This window comes from Nitrospirota bacterium, from assembly GCA_015233895.1.
GTDB lineage: Bacteria > Nitrospirota > Thermodesulfovibrionia > Thermodesulfovibrionales > Magnetobacteriaceae > Magnetomonas.
The window spans coordinates 31,920-45,992 of sequence record JADFXG010000024.1; the positions used below are offsets into that span (position 1 = coordinate 31,920).

Below are 14,073 nucleotides of genomic sequence, written 5' to 3' on the forward strand. Positions count from 1 at the left end.
ATTTCACTGCTACAGGTTAACCGTTATCCCCTGCCGTTTGATCATGTGGAAGTGTGCCCAAAGCAGTAGTGACATACAAAGAGGAAACCACAGGACGTGCATACTGTAAAACCTGATTAAAGTTGCGCCGTTTAAATCAACTCCTCCCCGTATAAGATACACAATGTGGCGTCCTATGAAAGGTACGGTTCCTCCCATGGATGTGCCCACCTCAGTAGCCCAGTAAGCTTTTTGATCCCACGGCAGCAGGTAGCCAGTAAATCCGGAGGCAAAGGCAAACAGAAGTGTCAGTGAGCCTATAACCCAGTTAAGCTCCTTTGGTTTACTGTACGCTTTGGAAACGAATACCCTCAGTGTGTGGCTAAGTATGAACACTATAATAAAAGTAGCTGACCACTTATGGACAGAGCGTATAAACCAGCCCAAATGCACCTCTCTCTGTATCTTTACGATACTGGAGAATGCCTCGTGTTCTGAAGGAACATAGTACATAGAAAGAAGCAGACCGGTAACTAACAAAAGCAGATAAGACGTAAAAGCAGCCCCGCCAAGACAATAAAAGTAGTTTAACCCATCAGGTAAAATAGCGCGTTTAAGGAACCTCCTGTGAGGCTTCTTTACATGAAACACATTGTCTATCCAATCAAATACTTTTCCCATCCTTAGCAACCTTTCATATTTTAAATCCTACGAAAACCCTTCCGTTTTCCACTTTAAGGGGTAATCTTGTCAGAGGCTCAGGCGGAGGGCCGCCAAGCACCACACCCTCCGTGTCATACCGTCCTCCGTGGCACGGACAGATGAATTCATTCTTGTGCCGGTTATAGGTGACAAGACACCCTAAATGCGTGCAAACAGGCGAAAGCGCATAGATTTTCTTTGTATTGTTAACAATATAGACTACGCCAGCCATGTCTCTTGATAATTTTGACCCTGATTGGTCAGCCTTAAAAAGGTAGTCAACTCTTCTAACTCCTCTTATGGGAAGCGCCTCTTCTTCCATTAAATCAAAAAATGTATATTTCTTCTGCCTTATACCTGTTGGGTATAAAAACCACGCCGTGATAACCGCAACAACTGATGTTGTTAATATAAAAAAACCTTTTATCAGTTTTTTGATAAATTCCCTTCTTACCACTTAAATTTTACCGTCAGGGTTTACTATTTATCATTTCCCTAAGTTCCTTGCCGATTTTGAAATGTAGTATTTTCTTAGCTGGTACGTCAACGACTTCACCAGTTTTGGGATTTCTCGCTTTACGTGCCAACCGTTCTTTCAACCTGAAATTCCCAAAACCCCTTATTTCGATCTTTTCTCCCCTGCCCAGAGCATCCATCATGCTTTGAAAAAATGCTTCCACGATAATTTCAGTCTGACCTCTGGTCAACCCCGGAGCTTTTTCAGTAATCACATTTATTAGCTCTGACTTTGTCATACATCCCCCATTGTTTCTCTATACAAGTATTTCAAAACACTCTTTGCCATTATCTCAAAAAAAATCAAAAACTCATAAGGTAATTTATCTTTAAACCAGGCAGCAGGTTTAAATTAAGCTTACTGGAAAGCAGGTCAGTGAGTGAGAAATCCTCCTTTTTTGACACAACATGCGGTTCTCCCTTAATTCCTGCCATTCTAGCGGCTTCGTATATAGCGTCCTGCAGAGTGCCAAGTTTGTCAACCAGACCAAGGGCAAGTGCCTGTCTGCCGGTAAAAATCCTGCCGTCTGCTATCTCTCTGACCTTCTCTATGGGCATATGGCGTCCCTCAGAGACGGCCTCTATGAACTGGCTGTGTGTGTCATCAAGTACCCCCTGCAAAATTGCCCGCTCCTCTTTGCCAATTCCTCTGTACATGGAGGCAATGTCTTTAAACTTACCGCTTTTTACCACCTCACTGTTTACCCCAACCTTTGACATTAGCCCGCTGATATTTAATGTCTCCATAATTACCCCTATGGAGCCAGTAATGGTACCCTGATTGGCTATGATTTTTGTTGCCGGAGCAGATATGTAGTAGCCTCCGCTTGCTGCCAGGGAACCCATTGAAACCACCACGATTTTCTTTTTCCCAGTGGTCTTTTTTATCTCACTGTATATCTCCTGAGACGGCACCACTGCTCCACCTGGACTGTTTACTCTCACCACTATGGCCTTTATTGATGAGTCTTCCCTGTACTTTTTCAGCTCCTTAACTGTCTCTTTGGAACTTAATATGACCCCCTCAACTTTAACAAGCGCCACCTTCTCACCCAACGGTACATCGTTGGAAAGCGTTGCAAGCACAAAGGCCACTGCCACTAATGTTATAAAGAGTCCCAGAAAAAACAGCATGATTTTTCTGTTCTTAGTCATCCTCTGTGCTACTTGCCCTTTAGCCCCAACATACTTAAGCCGATTTTTCTCTGTTCAAAATCAAGCTTTATGATAGTTGCCACAAGGGAACTGCCCTCAGTGTAATCCTCGTCCCCGTTTTTAACCACCTCTGAGGCATACACCAATCCCTCGACACTGTCCTCTATTTCTACAAAAAGGCCAAACTCGGTCACTCGCAGTACCTTGCAGTTGACGTTGTCGCCGACTTTAAATCTCTGCGGAATATCGCTTACCCACGGATCTGGTTTCATCTGTTTGATTCCCAGAAGCATCCGCTTTTTCTCAGGCTCCAGAGATAACACCACAGCCTCCACCTTCTGTTTTAACCTAAATACCTCAGACGGATGCTTTATGTGCTTAGTCCACGATATGTCAGAGATGTGAATCAAAGCATCCACACCCTCAGGCATTCCGACAAAAACCCCAAAGTCAGTAATTGTGCGGACTTTTCCGACTACTTTCTGCCCAACCGCATATTTCTGCGCTACAACCTCCCACGGCTTGGGTTTAAGCTGCTTAATGCCCAGTGATATACGCCTTTGAGCATTCTCTATCTTAAGTATAACAGCGCTGACCTCTTGCCCTATCTCCAGATATTTTGACGGATGTCCGGGTCTCGGTGACCAGTCAAGCTCTGAGACATGGACAAGCCCCTCCACTCCATCCTCAAGCTCTACAAAAGCGCCGTAATCTGTTATCCCCACAACCTTGCCTTCAACGGTGTTACCCTCAGTGTATCTTGCATCAATGTCTATCCACGGGTCGGCTTTTTTCTGCTTGTAACCCAGTGTGACTTTCTCTGTCTCCGGCTCATACTTAAGCACCAGGACGTCTATCACGTCGCCGACTTTGAAATAATCCGACGGATGGTTTATCCTGCCCCATGATATGTCTGAGATATGCAAAAGGCCATCCACCTCTCCAAGATCAACAAACACGCCGTAATCGGTTATGTTTTTAACCGTACCGGAGAGAATCTCACCCTCTTTGATAAGCTCAAGTGTAGTGCTTTTCTTTTTGTGTCTCTCCTCTTCTATCACAGCACGCCGTGACACTATTACGTTGTTGAGTTTGTTGTTGAGTTTGAGTACTTTAAACCTGCAATTTTGCCCGATAGCGTCGTCATACGATTTCAGCTGCTTTACGTCATACTGTGACCCCGGTAAAAAAGCCTTTACGCCGGATATATCAACAAAAAAGCCCCCCTTGGTTTTCTCCACAATTTTGCCCTCAAGGACTGTACCCTCCTCTAAAGAACGCTGAAGACGCTTCTGGGTTTTAAGAATCTTCGCTTTGCTCTTTGAAAGAGTAATTGTGCCCTCGGAGTCTTTTATGGAGGAGACCAGCACTTCTATGTCACAGCCCTCCTTTAACTCTTGAAGCTCATCCTCTGTGAAGTCGTCTATCGGAATAAACCCCTCCGATTTATAGCCGATATCCACTATAATGGCGTCGTGTTTTTTAGATACCACCTTGCCGGTTAGTATCATGCCTGGGCTTATGCTTTTAAAAGTCCCGGCGTAGAGCTGTTCTAAGTCGTTATTCTGTAATTCCATTACCTGTTATGCCCCCTATATGATTAATTCTTTCTACTATCTCATTAATTATCCAATCCGGAGTAGAAGCGCCGGCAGTTATCCCAACATGCTTAACTCCGTCAAACCATTCCGGTATAAGCTCGTCAGAGGTCTCTATGTGGTGTGTTTTTACATCCAGAACGCGGCAGTGGTTGGCAAGTTGGGTGGTGTTAGCACTGTTTTTGCCGCCGGCTATTATCATCACGTCAACTTGTGAGGATATTTCACTTGTCTCCTTAAGTCTGAGCGCTGTGGAGTTACATATTGTATTAAAGACTTTCAACTCTTTGACTTTGTCTACAATATTTGAGAGTAATTTTTCCAGTGCAGATACCGGCTGAGTCGTTTGAACGACAACACCGACTTTCATTTTCAGTTTACCTGGCATCTCGCCTTCTTTCAGCACAACAGCATCTGTGCCGGCATAACTCATGATTGACTTTACCTCCGGATGGTCTCTGTCTCCGAGCACTATCACCTGATAATTTTCTTCTCTTAAGAGTTTAGCATATTGCTGAGCTTTTTTTACAAACGGACACGTTGCATCCACAATTTCAAGTCCGGTGGTTGAAATCTTTTCATACATGTCAATCGGGATGCCGTGTGTACGGATTATCAGCGATTTTACACCGGGCTCAGGCTCTGTCACACACCTAAGCCCCTTTTCAGCTAACCGCTCCACCACCTGCGGGTTATGAATTATAGGGCCAAGGGTGCACACCCCGTCTCGCTTTGAAGCCATATCAAAGGCAATATCCACCGCCCTCTTAACGCCAAAGCAAAAACCGGCGCGCTTTGCCACAGTTACTTTCATGCAAGTTCTCTCATTATTTCACTTAGCACTGTCTCAATATCCTTATGGGATGTGTCTATCTCTATGGCATCGGGGGCTTTCATAAGTGGCGCTACCGTACGCTCTGAATCCCTCTTATCCCGCTCCTGTACATCTTTAAGGGCATCAGCAAAACTTATTTTGCCGTTTAACTGATTGAACCGCCTCTGTGCTCTTATATCCTCATTTGCCGTTATAAAGAACTTACTACTGGCATCAGGAAACACAACCGTAGCCATATCCCTGCCCTCTGCCACAAGGTCTGCTCCGCTGCCGGCTTTTTTCTGCAACACCAGCAAAAAATCCCTAACCACCTTTTTTGATGAAAACACAGACGTATAATGCCCTGTCTCCGGTGTTCTGATACGCTCTGAGACATCTGCCTTATCAAGATATACTTTGCCATTAGAAAACTCTATATGTGTGTCTTTTAATATGTTCATAATTTTATCATCAGAAGCTCCGCCGTCAAGGCCTGCCAACATAAGTTTAAGGGCAAGTGCTCTATAAAGAGCGCCAGAGTCCAGATAATCATACCCCAGACGTTTGGCTAGCTCCTTAGCTACCGTGCTTTTTCCGGCCCCGGCAGGGCCGTCTATGGCTATCACTTTTTTAGGCATAATGCTTAAACGATTAATCTCCTTAAATTTTCAAAAAAACCCGGATACGATATTTCCACAGAGGATATCCCACTTATAGTTGTCTCTCCTTTTGCAATGAGAGCGGCTATGGACAGAGCCATCGCTATGCGGTGATCTCCGTGGCTTTCAACTACTGCGCCATGAAGCTCCTGAGGACCCTCTATTGCAACTCCATCAGGGTATTCCTCAATAACGGCTCCCATTTTTCTTAACTCACCAACCATCGCTTTTATTCTGTCCGATTCTTTGACTCTTAACTCCTCAGCTCCCCGTACCTCTGTAACTCCATGAGCACGGAGTCCAAGCACACACAGGATGGGGAATTCATCAATCAGTGCGGGAATATCGCTGCGACCGAGCGTTATAGCCTTTAAGCCGTCGGTGTATTTAACACATATATCCCCTTGTGGCTCATCCCTGTGGTCGCCGTCAATCTGAACTGCTGCATTTGCTCCCATATTGTTAAGTGCATCAAGAAACCCTGTCCTTGTCTTGTTTAACCCAACACCCCTTACCACTACCTCGGAGTCTGCAACAAGAGCAGCTCCGGCAAGAAAAAAAGCGGCTGAGGATATATCCCCTGGCACTGTTATCTCAGAGCCGGTTAATTTATTTGTGCCATCAATTTTTATGCGAAGCCCGTCAACAGATATATTTGCCCCAAAAGTTTTAAGCATACGTTCGGTATGGTCACGTGACTTAACTGACTCAATGACAGTTGTACGTCCTTCCGCATTTAAACCAGCCAATAGCAATGAGGACTTGACCTGTGCCGAGGAAATTGGCATTTTGTATGTTATTCCGGTAAGTTTGCCGCCTTTTACTGCTATTGGAGGATACCTGCCATCCTCCCGCCCCATAAACTCAGCTTTCATCAGTCTCAGCGGTTGAGTAACTCTTGCCATTGGCCTGTTTCTAAGGGAACTGTCCCCTGTCAGCACCGAAAAAAAACTGCACCCGGAAAGTACCCCCAGTAAGAGTCTCATCGTCGTTCCTGAGTTCATGCAATCTATTACATCAGCTGGTTCTTTTAGTCCTTTTAAGTCCCGTCCAGCAATAACGAGTTCATTTTTGCGCTCTGTTATATCTACTCCGAGCGCTCGGAAGGCATTTAGAGTAGCCTCAGGGTCACGGGCACTGAGGAAATTCTTAACATAAGAGGTGCCATTGGCAATAGATGAGATAAACACTGCCCTGTGTGATATGGACTTATCCGGCGGTGGTCTAAGCTCTCCTTTTAAGCAGCCGGCTTTTGACAAGGTTACGTTCTCAGACATTGTCTATACAATCCTCTATGTTTGTGTGTAAGGAGTCATTCATTTTTTTTCTCAATGCTCTTGCATTGTCAAATTCCTTAATGAGACCGTCTTTGCTTGAATTTTTTATATGAGTTAATATTGTGTTTAGTTTATCAATGTATATAGTGATGTGAGAAGTAATATTTTCGTTGTTTAGAAGACATATGTCACTCCAGATTTCCGGAGAGCTCCCTGCTATCCTTGTAGTGTCTTTAAAACCCTTACCGGCGTATTCAAAAAAACCGTCATTAATTTCTGCGACAACATTGACCATTGCGTATGCGGCGATGTGAGGCAGGTGGCTTATGGAGGAGAAAATCTCGTCGTGTTTTTCAGGAGTCAGTGTTTTAACCGAACATCCTATACTGCTCCACAGATTTTTAACAGTTTCAAGGGCAGTGAGGTCGGTTTTATCTGTAGGAGTTACAATGCAGAGGGCATTTTTATAGAGCTTGCCGGAGGATGCTTTCATGCCGGATTGGTCTTTGCCTGCAATTGGGTGGGCTCCCACAAAATGCACACCTTTTGGCATAAGTCCTTCAAGTGTGTAAACTAAAGAGCCCTTTACAGAGCCCACATCTGTCAAAATAGCGCCTTGTCTTAAATGCGGACTGATTTCTGTAACAAATCTCTCAAATGTGCCAACCGGTGTAGCAAGAATAATCAAGTCAGCACCACTTGCCAGGCCGCTTAAGGTCATATCATAACAGTCTATTATCCCATTTTTCGTAGCCCACACCAGGGCGGCTTCATCTCTGCCAAAGCCGCATATCTTACGTGCGATGCCAAGTGTTCTGACCGCTCTGGCAAAAGACGCGCCCATAAGCCCTACGCCAAGGATTGCTATCTTTTCAAAGTACAATAAAACCCCTGTTTACCTTTATATTTCCCGTCCAACAGCTGCCGCTATTGGTTTTAACTGCTGCATCATGGTACTAAATACCTCCGGTTTTAGTGATTGCTCACCATCAGAGAATGCCTCCTCAGGATTTGTATGAACCTCTATAATAAGTCCGTCTGTTCCAGCTGCTACAGCAGCCAAAGACATTGGAGGCACAAGATCCCAGCGTCCAACAGCATGTGAGGGATCCACTATAACCGGCAGATGGGTTAACTGCTTAAGCACCGGAACACAACTTAAATCCAGCGTGTTTCTTGTAGTAGTCTCAAACGTTCTGATGCCTCTTTCACACAGTATCACTTTATGGTTACCGCGTGACATTATGTACTCGGCAGCCATCAGCCATTCCTTAATGGTGGCACTCAGTCCGCGTTTAAGTAATACAGGTTTATCGCAAGAACCAACCTCAAGAAGGAGGCGGAAATTCTGCATATTCCTGGTTCCTATTTGTATTATATCTGTGTACTTTAGCATAGTGGGCAGGTCCCTGGGATCCATTAGCTCTGTCACAATGGGCATACCTGTTTTTTCCCGTGCCTCGGCTAAGATTTCAAGCCCCTCCTCACCCATCCCCTGAAATGTATATGGTGATGTGCGCGGCTTATATGCTCCCCCTCTTATAAAGGAGGCTCCGGCCTGCTTTACCAGTTGCGCTATCGAAATTAATATATCACGGCCTTCTATGGCACAAGGCCCGGCAATTACCGGTATTTTATTCCCGCCGATTTTTATCCCTCGCACGTCTATTACTGTGTTTTCTTTCTTAAAGTCACGGCTGGCAAGCTTATAGGGTTTAACGATGCGCATAACATCCTCAACTCCGTGCATAGAGCGGATAGCGTTAACCTCATCGTCGGAAAATTTCGACGTATCCCCTATGACTCCTATCACTGTTCGCTCGGTACCTTTTGAGATGTTCACTGTCAGCCCCTTACTTTCAACTTTCTTAACTAAGTTGTCTATGGAATCCTGTGAAGCACTCTGTTTTAATACTATTATATCCATCTTTTATATAACCTCCTTGAAAATTCTAATGAAAGATTCATTTTCCTCTGGTAATCCCACAGTTACCCTTAGTGCGTTTTCACCCATAGGGCGTACTATCATACCTTTTTGCAGCATTTTTTTATATATCCCGTTCGCATCTTTTTTTACATCTATATATATAAAGTTGGTTTGAGTCTTAGTGAAATCCACATTCATTTTAGATAGTTCACTATAAAGAAACGCTTTCCCTGCCTCATTTATGGCAACTGAGCCGGTAACGTGTTGAGTATCGGTAAGGGCTGCAATGGCTGCAGCCTGTGCGAGTGAGTTGGTATTAAAGGGCTCTCTGACTTTGTTCATCTCGTTTATTATCTCTGGATTTGCTATGCCGTAGCCGATTCTGAGTCCCGCCAGCCCATATATCTTTGAGAAAGTCCTCAGTATTAAAATGGCCTTGCCGCTCTTAAAATGCTTTATGCTGTCAGCATAAAAACTGTCCGCTACGTACTCAAAATAGGCCTCATCAACCACCACAAGGATGTCGTCTCTGACTTGTTCCATAAAGCCATCAAACTCCTCTCTTGTTACAATAGTGCCGGTAGGGTTATTGGGGTTAGCTATAAATAAAATTTTTGTTTTTTTTGTGATTTTAGCGGCCATTGACTTAAGATCATGGCGTTTGTCGGCAGTGAGAGCAACAGCAACCGGCACGCCGTTAACCTTCTGAGTGGAATTATGATACACGACAAAGGACGGATGCCCCATTACGGCCTCATCGCCTGGCTGCATAAAGGTTCGCGCCGCTATATCCAGTAGTTCGTTTGAGCCATGTCCAATTATTATCTCCTCGTGGCGGACATTTAAGTGAAGAGACAGGGCAGAAATCAAGCGGTAACTACCACCGTCCGGATAGCGGTTTACAGTGGCAATAACTCTCTGTGCCTCTGCTATTGCAAGGGGTGAGGGCCCAAGGGGGTTTTCGTTTGAAGCCAGTTTTATGGAGCCTTTGATTCCCAGTTCCCTTTCCAGCTCCTCAATGGGCTTTCCCGGCACGTAGGGATTAATATCTGTTATATGTTTCGGTGCTTTAATCAAAACCCTAAAGATCCCCATTTACCACAGTAATATTTCATCCTGAATTGACGGCTTAAAAATAATGGTTTGAAAAGGTGTCTATTTTTCAATCGTATCCACCTGGGGATACGACCCTAAAATCTTTAAAAAAGTGCTTTTCTTTTTAACGGCAATGAGTGCTTTTTTGACTTTCTTATCCTCAATATGTCCCTCAAATTCAGCAAAAAATATGTACTCCCACGCCTTCCTTTTAGATGGCCTGGATTCTATCATAGTGAGATTTATGTTTTGTTTTTTAAACGGGGTAAGAATATCGTAGAGGGAGCCCGGCTGGTCCTTAGCGGAAAACATGATAAGTGACTTGTCGTGGCCGGAACGCTCCTGTGAATCTTTTGAAATCACAAGAAACCTTGTCACATTGCCTTTAATATTTTCGATATTTCTTTCGATAAAGTTTAAATTATAGATTTTAGCGGCAAGATCACTGCTAATTGCGGCAGCACATTCCTCCCTTGAGGCAGTATCGGCAGCCTGTGCTGTACTTGTGGCATCGAAAATCGGAATTCCTAACATATTTTCCTCAAGCCACTTTCTGCACTGTGCTGTCACCAGAGGAAATGAGTAAATTTTCTTTATCTCAGACCGTTCACAGCACTTAGAGAGCAGGTGGTGGTGAACGGACAAAAGAATCTCAGCATAGACACTGAGGTCATAATCAATAAACATGTCAAGAGTGTAATTTATAGCGCCCTCATTGGAATTTTCTATTGGCACGACACCAAAGACGGCCGTTCCTGTGGCTACGTGTTCAAATACCTCTCTTATGCTGCCCGTGGGCAGGTACGAGCACGAGGAGCTGAAGTATCTCATCGTGGCCATATGTGTGTAGGTTGCCTGTGGCCCGAAATATGCGACAGTTAGCGGCTTTTCCAGAGAAAGAGTTGCGCAGAATACCTCTTTGAATATTATCTTTAGTGTGTCGTTTGGGAAAATTCCCTTGTTTGTCTTTACAAGACGCTCAATAATCTCTCTTTCCCTTTGGGGATTATAGAATTCAAGTTTATGGTTTTTCTTTATTTCAGCAATTTCAAGCGCTATCCTGGCTCTGTCATTTAGAAGCTCCAAAATCCTTTCGTCAATTACATCTATTTTCTCTCTTAAAGGTGTTAATAAATTGTTATCCATACCATCCAATCCCTTCCTTACAATTAGTTATAGTAACAAATATTTATCTTTTAATTCAAGTATATTTTATTTTTTATAAAATTTTTTTATAAGTATAGTGAATGAAGGGCAGAAAACAAGAGATGAGCGAGGCTGAGCCGTATTAGTAAGATGTTAGAGTTATACCTGATCCCCTTGAGGTAACTGTAGCACCACCACAAAGCGGTGGTGCTACAAAATAATAAAGACCTATTTATTTTCTAGTTGTCCTGAGACAACTAATCCTCGACTACCAAAACGTGGATTCAAATAAGTCTCTTCAATACTGAACCCACCGGATTTTGCCCCTGCTGCAAATGGCACAGAAAGTTCTCCGGAATAGGACTCAGCAGCTTTTCCACAGTCATCATTAGTTGGTGAGGAAAACTCTTTTCTGACGTCACCTACCCAGACCGTAACTTTAAGTGTTGAATAAAAACTGCCATATTGTGAGTTACAAATAGGTTTTGTAGCCTTTACCGTCCATTTGACACTGAGTGGTCCTGTCCCAAGACGTCCAGAAATGCTGCGAGAATTCGTGAAACCGTCTGAATCCTTGCTTGCAGTAGCAGTGGCTCCGCTTACGCTGTAAGTAATCTGCAGGCCGTTGAAAGGACTATTAGGAAAGGTACCGCTAATCTGACCTGAACCGGAGCCAGTTGGAGCGTTTCCACTAAGCGCATCCTTTTTCCCTTCGTCTGCGGTGCCCGATGTCTGTGTATTCGTAGTCTCATCTTTTTTAGGCTTTTTAGTGTCGGTGGGAGCTGGCACGATGTTAGTTTTTGCTGTATCAGTTTTCGCGGCCTGGGGTTTCGCCGTCGGGGCGGTGTTTTTTCCTGCCGCCAGTTGTTCCTTATACTTAAGCCATTTTTCGTGGATTTGTTCCGCCGTCATCCCTTGCATTTTAGGAGTGGACATTTCTTTGAACTGTTGCTTGGCCTCCCTTTCACCAAGCCAGTCTTTTAGACCGGAGGTAACTTTGGCAGCAGTTGCGTCCCAGGCCTCGCTGGCAAGATAACCGGCCGCAGCCCCGCCGGCAATAGTACCTGCAGGCCCTAATGAAGTGCCTAAAACGCCACCAGCGGCAGAGGCAACGGTTGACACTGCCCATTTGCCGACGCCATCCGCTATGGTGATGAAACCCTGTGAATAAGACCCTTCAGCCATTTCGCCTGCAGCCGTGGAGGCATAACCAGCGTGATCGATGAGTTTGCCGCCAAACCCAAGTGTATTACTGGCACCTTTAAGATTGTCTCGGATTTCCAAATGGCTGGCAATGGTGGCGGATGATGCGCCCATTTTATCGGCACGCCATGCGGCGGCATGCTGGGCAAGTGAGGAACTGTCAACTGCATGTGCTGTAACCTCCCTGGTCAGGGAGATCATTGACCCGCCTACGTTGCCGTTGGCGAAATTGTTGATTCTGTTAACAGCATCACCTTGTGCATGGGCGATAGCAGGTGAGGTTAAGCAACTGACGGCCAATGTCACATAGCAAACACAAATGAAAAGAAATGGAAAACTAAAATGTACAGGTTTCACGCTGCGTATTTTCTTAATGTGCATCATAACTGCCTCCCTATCTTAACCAGCTCCTTCATTTGACCGATATAGGACGCCGAGAAACTGTGGTTTATAAAGTGCGCCTGACGCAGGCCGTATTTACCCTGGCTGGTCTGCAACCAGAGCACAAGAACATTGTTAGGGTCTATAGGGTGGCTGAGAAAAATAAAACAATCATTCGGAGTTTTAAGAACAGAAACCACCTTGAACATTCCAATTTTTTTATTGTTGGCCTTGATGAAATCAAATGTCTCCTGAGAGGTCTGAGGGATGGTAGCAATCAGCTGAGTAAAATCTCCCATTTTGATGCTGCTCAACAGGTAGGAGGCGGCATCACGGTAAACCTCAAACTTCTTGTCATCCTCGTAACGAACGAGTGCTGTGATGGCGCGCTCAAAACGCAGATTGGCTGCCACAATCATGGCTCTGGCCACCTCCTTATTTTGCGTATTTTTATCGAAGCTACGCACCTGTTTTATAAAAGGTGAATTCCTATCAACCTTCCCGCTGTTAGAGAATATGTTTTCAAAAGCGACCAACGTTTCACCAACGGCAATCTGGATGGCCAGAAGCGGTGTGATGGTTACAGAGTTGCGTTCCCAAAGCGGCTGTGCCTCAAAGGGGGTCTTACCATATTGGCGGATATAGTCGCCCAGTATCAGTTCGGCGCGGGTTATAACGAATCGATTTTTATCGTATTCCCAGAGCGTTATTATGGCGGTGTCGCTCCATGGATGATAAAAAAGGACAACATGTGTTTGTTCCATAAGGTGGACAACGGTGTATGTAGCGGTGGCAATGTAATATTTCCAGCCAACGCCAGGAGGCGTCTCGGTAAACAAAGCGCTCTCAATGTCAGTAAACTCCTTGAGGTTGGAGACTGAACTATATTTTTTGAGCGCCGCAATGGGATCTTCTATAGCTTCAAGACGGAAATTTCTTATAGATTCAATAATTTGTTTAGAAGCCCCCTTCTGGCCTTGAGGCGATTCTTTTTTCACGCTATGAGGCGATGTTTCAGCTTCAACTCCTTTGATTTCAAGCATTCCCCTTCCACCCGATTGCCCATTCTGAGCCCATGTTGCAGGGTCGGAGTCAATCACGGTATATGACCCCGCAGGAATAACCACATTAGGGTTTGCTATCCAGTTTGCATTTGGCACACCACCCTGACCAGGCGTGGTACTCACACCCCATGGCCCGAACATTTTACCGTCTGCTGACCGCAGTGCAATAGTTCCGCCTGCTGGTGTTCCCCTGCCATTATTCCAATGATATGTCATCACATAGGTGATTTTATAGGACTTTGATATGTTGAATACGGTTTGCTGAGTTGGCCCATTACCAACACCACCCGAATTCATCACACTAAGAATAGTCTCCTCCTTGACGCCATCTGCTTCTGTTAATGATGCCATGATAACAACCAGAAACAACGACAACACAGATACAACTAATGATTTTACGCGTATCATTTAAATCCTCCTTAACAACTGTCCCTGAATCACCGACAAAAAAAGTAAAAGACCTCGTTGGCACCCGTGGATACGGGATGTTAGAATAAGTTACCAGACAAAAAACTAACACCAACGAGGTGAACGTATTATGGCACAAGGGACACTGA

General features: G+C 44.7%; 14 protein-coding genes. All 14 read right to left on the bottom strand.

The genetic code is table 11. The features are described from left to right. Positions 1-9: 9 nt before the first annotated feature. Positions 10-660, bottom strand: a complete 651-nt coding sequence (locus HQK88_13250) for a cytochrome b N-terminal domain-containing protein (GenBank protein MBF0617768.1) — start codon at positions 658-660, stop codon at positions 10-12. A 13-nt stretch (positions 661-673) separates the two neighbouring features. After that, positions 674-1,003, bottom strand: a complete 330-nt coding sequence (locus HQK88_13255; protein MBF0617769.1) for a Rieske 2Fe-2S domain-containing protein — start codon at positions 1,001-1,003, stop codon at positions 674-676. Between the two features lie 148 nt (positions 1,004-1,151). Continuing rightward, the gene (locus HQK88_13260; GenBank protein MBF0617770.1) at positions 1,152-1,436 is read right to left on the bottom strand and encodes an integration host factor subunit beta; all 285 of its coding nucleotides are present in this window, start codon (positions 1,434-1,436) and stop codon (positions 1,152-1,154) included. Positions 1,437-1,500: 64 nt separating this feature from the next. Further along, the gene (sppA, locus tag HQK88_13265; GenBank protein MBF0617771.1) at positions 1,501-2,352 is read right to left on the bottom strand and encodes a signal peptide peptidase SppA; all 852 of its coding nucleotides are present in this window, start codon (positions 2,350-2,352) and stop codon (positions 1,501-1,503) included. Between the two features lie 8 nt (positions 2,353-2,360). Continuing rightward, positions 2,361-3,929: a 30S ribosomal protein S1 gene (locus HQK88_13270; GenBank protein MBF0617772.1), complete on the bottom strand. Its 1,569-nt coding sequence runs from the start codon at positions 3,927-3,929 to the stop codon at positions 2,361-2,363. After that, the gene (gene ispH, locus HQK88_13275) at positions 3,913-4,764 is read right to left on the bottom strand and encodes a 4-hydroxy-3-methylbut-2-enyl diphosphate reductase (GenBank protein MBF0617773.1); all 852 of its coding nucleotides are present in this window, start codon (positions 4,762-4,764) and stop codon (positions 3,913-3,915) included. The genes HQK88_13270 and ispH overlap by 17 nt, the downstream gene beginning before the upstream one ends. Then, a complete protein-coding gene (locus HQK88_13280; protein ID MBF0617774.1) occupies positions 4,761-5,402 on the bottom strand; it encodes a (d)CMP kinase in 642 nt (213 codons plus the stop codon). The genes ispH and HQK88_13280 overlap by 4 nt, the downstream gene beginning before the upstream one ends. Before the next feature lie 5 nt (positions 5,403-5,407). Beyond that, positions 5,408-6,700, bottom strand: a complete 1,293-nt coding sequence (gene aroA, locus HQK88_13285; GenBank protein ID MBF0617775.1) for a 3-phosphoshikimate 1-carboxyvinyltransferase — start codon at positions 6,698-6,700, stop codon at positions 5,408-5,410. Then, on the bottom strand, positions 6,693-7,583 hold the full coding sequence (locus HQK88_13290; GenBank protein ID MBF0617776.1) for a prephenate dehydrogenase: 891 nt from the start codon (positions 7,581-7,583) through the stop codon (positions 6,693-6,695). Before HQK88_13290 ends, aroA begins: the two co-directional genes overlap by 8 nt. A gap of 18 nt (positions 7,584-7,601) precedes the next feature. Continuing rightward, positions 7,602-8,627, bottom strand: coding sequence for a 3-deoxy-7-phosphoheptulonate synthase (aroF, locus tag HQK88_13295; GenBank protein ID MBF0617777.1), 1,026 nt, complete (start codon positions 8,625-8,627; stop codon positions 7,602-7,604). 3 nt (positions 8,628-8,630) lie between these two features. Then, positions 8,631-9,722 (bottom strand): histidinol-phosphate transaminase, encoded by a 1,092-nt coding sequence (locus HQK88_13300; protein ID MBF0617778.1) that lies wholly within the window; start codon positions 9,720-9,722, stop codon positions 8,631-8,633. A gap of 60 nt (positions 9,723-9,782) precedes the next feature. Further along, positions 9,783-10,868, bottom strand: coding sequence for a prephenate dehydratase (gene pheA, locus HQK88_13305; GenBank protein ID MBF0617779.1), 1,086 nt, complete (start codon positions 10,866-10,868; stop codon positions 9,783-9,785). Positions 10,869-11,096: 228 nt separating this feature from the next. Further along, complete coding sequence (locus HQK88_13310) at positions 11,097-12,455, bottom strand: hypothetical protein (protein MBF0617780.1); 1,359 nt, start codon at positions 12,453-12,455, stop codon at positions 11,097-11,099. Further along, the gene (locus HQK88_13315; protein ID MBF0617781.1) at positions 12,452-13,924 is read right to left on the bottom strand and encodes a hypothetical protein; all 1,473 of its coding nucleotides are present in this window, start codon (positions 13,922-13,924) and stop codon (positions 12,452-12,454) included. The genes HQK88_13310 and HQK88_13315 overlap by 4 nt, the downstream gene beginning before the upstream one ends. Positions 13,925-14,073 lie beyond the last annotated feature (149 nt).

Excerpts from the sequence above, each read along its gene's own strand:
- HQK88_13280 (MBF0617774.1), bottom strand. The coding sequence starts at position 5,402 with ATGCCTAAAAAAGTGATAGCCATAGACGGCCCTGCCGGGGCCGGAAAA.
- sppA (MBF0617771.1), bottom strand. The coding sequence starts at position 2,352 with ATGACTAAGAACAGAAAAATCATGCTGTTTTTTCTGGGACTCTTTATA.
- aroF (MBF0617777.1), bottom strand. The coding sequence starts at position 8,627 with ATGGATATAATAGTATTAAAACAGAGTGCTTCACAGGATTCCATAGAC.
- HQK88_13310 (MBF0617780.1), bottom strand. The coding sequence starts at position 12,455 with ATGATGCACATTAAGAAAATACGCAGCGTGAAACCTGTACATTTTAGT.
- HQK88_13260 (MBF0617770.1), bottom strand. The coding sequence starts at position 1,436 with ATGACAAAGTCAGAGCTAATAAATGTGATTACTGAAAAAGCTCCGGGG.
- pheA (MBF0617779.1), bottom strand. The coding sequence starts at position 10,868 with ATGGATAACAATTTATTAACACCTTTAAGAGAGAAAATAGATGTAATT.
- HQK88_13315 (MBF0617781.1), bottom strand. The coding sequence starts at position 13,924 with ATGATACGCGTAAAATCATTAGTTGTATCTGTGTTGTCGTTGTTTCTG.
- aroA (MBF0617775.1), bottom strand. The coding sequence starts at position 6,700 with ATGTCTGAGAACGTAACCTTGTCAAAAGCCGGCTGCTTAAAAGGAGAG.
- HQK88_13255 (MBF0617769.1), bottom strand. The coding sequence starts at position 1,003 with ATGGAAGAAGAGGCGCTTCCCATAAGAGGAGTTAGAAGAGTTGACTAC.
- ispH (MBF0617773.1), bottom strand. The coding sequence starts at position 4,764 with ATGAAAGTAACTGTGGCAAAGCGCGCCGGTTTTTGCTTTGGCGTTAAG.
- HQK88_13270 (MBF0617772.1), bottom strand. The coding sequence starts at position 3,929 with ATGGAATTACAGAATAACGACTTAGAACAGCTCTACGCCGGGACTTTT.
- HQK88_13300 (MBF0617778.1), bottom strand. The coding sequence starts at position 9,722 with ATGGGGATCTTTAGGGTTTTGATTAAAGCACCGAAACATATAACAGAT.
- HQK88_13250 (MBF0617768.1), bottom strand. The coding sequence starts at position 660 with ATGGGAAAAGTATTTGATTGGATAGACAATGTGTTTCATGTAAAGAAG.